The organism is Trichococcus sp. (assembly GCF_049589555.1).
Taxonomy (GTDB): Bacteria; Bacillota; Bacilli; order Lactobacillales; family Aerococcaceae; genus Trichococcus.
The window spans coordinates 1-3,324 of record NZ_JBAWAZ010000017.1; the positions used below are offsets into that span (position 1 = coordinate 1).

Annotated in this window: 2 protein-coding genes, 1 pseudogene and 1 other annotated feature; all 3 genes and pseudogenes read left to right on the forward strand. The window is 45.7% G+C overall.

Translation table 11 applies throughout. The features are described 5' to 3' along the window. Window positions 1–216 (forward strand): annotated as a pseudogene (locus WBV27_RS01090) (oxidoreductase); the annotation flags it as partial. Window positions 217–490: 274 nt separating this feature from the next. Then, window positions 491–718: a binding site (T-box leader), on the forward strand. A gap of 53 nt (window positions 719–771) precedes the next feature. Continuing rightward, window positions 772–2,181 carry an amino acid permease gene (locus tag WBV27_RS01095; protein WP_424198659.1) on the forward strand — a complete coding sequence of 470 codons (1,410 nt, stop codon included), beginning with the start codon at window positions 772–774 and terminating at the stop codon, window positions 2,179–2,181. Further along, window positions 2,171–3,091 carry a homocysteine S-methyltransferase gene (gene mmuM, locus WBV27_RS01100; protein WP_424198661.1) on the forward strand — a complete coding sequence of 307 codons (921 nt, stop codon included), beginning with the start codon at window positions 2,171–2,173 and terminating at the stop codon, window positions 3,089–3,091. The genes WBV27_RS01095 and mmuM overlap by 11 nt, the downstream gene beginning before the upstream one ends. The last annotated feature ends 233 nt before the right edge of the window (window positions 3,092–3,324 follow it).

Consider the following 3,324-nt stretch of genomic DNA (forward strand, 5'->3'; position numbering starts at 1 on the left):
AACATCAGAACGGCAACAATCTATCCGGCCGCCATCAACACGGAATTGCTGGAAACCATCAGTGACGATAAGATCGCCAAAGATATGGGTATCATTTATAAACAATACGGCATCAGCCCGGATCGCGTAGCCAATGTGGTCGCATTTGCAATCGATCAGCCGGAGGATACGAACGTAAACGAATTTACTATCGGACCGACGATTCAACCTTGGTGATAAAAGTCAGTAACAGCAAGCCTTCTGCGCCCAACTGAAAGGGGTGCAGCGGGCTTGCTTTTTAGTTTTTTTCGAATGTTACCGGGGGAGCTCTCCTCCGGTGAAAGAATGCTTGGACGGAGGAGAGCGTCAAAAACGACTCTGTTCTCTGTCCAGCGTCTCCCCGCCGTCGCCACACAACTCCAACCGAAACTTACAAGAATGAAAGTAAGCACAAAATATTTCACAAATTAATTGACAACCCTCCATCATTCTTGTATATTTATTAAAAATATATGAAACTTTGATGAGATAAGTAGTTAGGAAAGAAACCACAGAGAGTCTGCGAATGGTGAAAGCAGATGTTTCGGAATCAGCGAAAATGGTCTTTGAGTTATCACATGTGAGGGAAACTTAGCAGGTGACGGGTACGCCCGATAGCGCGTGAAGGGATGACAGTCCCTTGCTGAGATAATCTTTTTGATTATGAACAAAGGTGGTAACGCGAGCATTCGCCCTTTCAATAGGGGGAGTGCTTTTTTTATATATTTTTAAAACATTTTTGGAGGCGGAAATATGGAGCAATCATTTGTAAGAGAAATGACATCAAAGCATCTAGTTATGCTTTCATTGGGTGGAGTTATAGGAACCGGAATCTTTTTGAGTTCGGGTTATTTGATTCAAACGACAGGTTCGATCGGAACCATCATTGCGTATCTGATCGGAGCGTTTTTGGTGACGCTAGTCATGATGTGCTTGGGCGAATTGTCGGTCCACGAGCCTAGCACAAGTTCGTTCCACAACTACGCTTCAAAATATATTCATCCCGGAGCAGGTTTCGTGGTGGCGTGGCTTTATTGGTTAACGTGGACAGTGGCATTGGGTTCACAATTCATCACTTTGGCGATTTTATCGCAACGCTGGTTTCCTGGCATTCCCACTTGGCTTTGGTGCATCTTTTTTATCGGCATTATTTTACTTTCAAATATTATTGATGTGCGTTGGTTTTCCGTCAGCGAATTTTGGATGTCATTGATCAAAGTGCTCGCACTGGCAATTTTCCTTATCCTGGGTCTGGGTGGCATTTTTGGATTTATACCGATTCAGGGAAATGAATCAGCACCACTTTTCAGCCATTTGACGGAAAACGGTTGGTTCCCGAAAGGGGCAGGCTCCGTTTTCTTGGCGATACTGTCGGCTAACTTTGCCTTTTCAGGTGCGGAATTGATCGGCGTAGCCGCCGGAGAAACGACAAATCCTAAGAAAAATATCCCGAAAGCGATCTTGCAGACAATCGTCATTCTGGTGGTCCTTTTCATTGGGACGATTGTTGTGATCGGTGCGCTGCTTCCGGATTCTGCAGCTAATTTGGATGAAAGTCCGGTGACCGTCATCCTGAATTTGATGGGTATCCCATACGCCGCAGACATCATGAATCTCGTCCTGATAACTGTAGTTCTTTCCGGCGCAAACTCCGGAGTCTACGCAGCATCGAGAATGCTGTGGTCATTGGCCAATGCGGGAACTTTGCCGAAACGCTTCGCGAAATTATCCAAACGCGGGTTGCCGATCTACGGGTTGTTGCTGACCATTTTGGGTGGGCTTCTCTCCCTGTTTTCCAGCATCTATTCCGCGGACACCGTTTACCTGGCTTTGGTTTCCATTTCTGCATTCGCGGTCGTGGCTGTTTGGTTGAGCATCGCTTGGGCACAACTGAATTTCCGCAAGCACTATCTGAAATCGGGGCATAAATTGGATGAACTGGATTACCAAACACCATTCTATCCAATCGTTCCGTGGCTCGTCATTATCCTTTGCTCCGTTTCGATCATCGGCATCGCTTTTGATCCGAACCAGCGGATTGCCTTGATCATCGGCATCCCATTCACGATTTTGTGCTTCTTTTATTACCAATTATTCTTCAGCAAAAAGGCTTCCGTAGCAATCGAAAATCAAGAAGTAGGTGAGCTTTCCGATGAATTTTAAAGAGTGGCAAAAGAATCAAAAAGTTATCCTTATCGATGGTTCGATGTCCTTGGGTCTGGAGGAACAAGGCTTGGACTTGAACGATGCGTTATGGACCGCAAAAGCATTGGTGAATGAACCGGATAAAATCGAAAAAGTGCATCAGAACTATTATGATGCAGGAGCAAACATCGCCATCACAGCGAGCTATCAAGCGACGGTACCCGGGTTTGAGCGATTAGGCCATACAACCGAAGAAAGCCGTGCTTTGATCAAAAAAACGGTTCAACTTGCGAAACAAGCACAATCGAAAAGCCAAGGTACGCAAGAAAAATGGGTGGCGGCTTCCGTCGGGCCGTACGGCGCTTTCTTAGCTGACGGCTCTGAATACCGAGGCAATTACGGTCTGTCGCAAACCGAATTGGTTGATTTCCACCGCGAAAGGCTAGAATTGTTGCTGGAAGCAGGGGCTGATCTGCTGGCCATCGAAACCATTCCGGATATAACGGAAATCCAGGCTCTGATTGAATTGCTGGCCCAACATCCGAAGGCGACAGCCTGGCTGACGGTCACCTTGAACGACGCCCATCATTTATGTGATGGGACCGATCTGCGTGTATTTCAACTGTTGGCAGAGTCGTCCGAGCAAATCATTGCCTACGGCGTCAATTGCGTGCAGCCTGATTTAGTCTTGCCTGCCTTGGAATATCTGAAGGAAATTGCGACGAAGCCATTGGTTGCTTATCCAAACTCGGGAGCAATCTACGATCCCACCACAAAAGTATGGACGCACAGTCATGCAGTGGATGAAGTGTTCTCAAACGAAGCATTGAAATGGCATGAGTCAGGATGCAAATGGATCGGCGGCTGTTGCTGCACATCAGCCAAAGAAATCAAGCTGTTAAAGGAAACCTTTTCTACAATTCTTTAGTTGGAATAAAAATAATGAAATGAACCCATCATCCTTTATGAAAAACTAAGGATGATGGGTTTTGTGTGTTGAGTAGTTGAGCCTTATATACCCTGTATTTCTTTCAAGCCATGTTTATGATTTTCGTACTACTTTCATATTTATTTTGCTGTACGTAAATCAAATAAAGTGGTGAGTACAGTGATGGCAAATCAAAACAGAGCATTGAAATGTCACGGCGGAGGTTGCTGCAC

What these genes read in the sequence shown, in the direction of transcription:
- mmuM (WP_424198661.1), top strand. Translation starts at nt 2,171, where the DNA reads ATGAATTTTAAAGAGTGGCAAAAGAATCAAAAAGTTATCCTTATCGAT.
- WBV27_RS01095 (WP_424198659.1), top strand. Translation starts at nt 772, where the DNA reads ATGGAGCAATCATTTGTAAGAGAAATGACATCAAAGCATCTAGTTATG.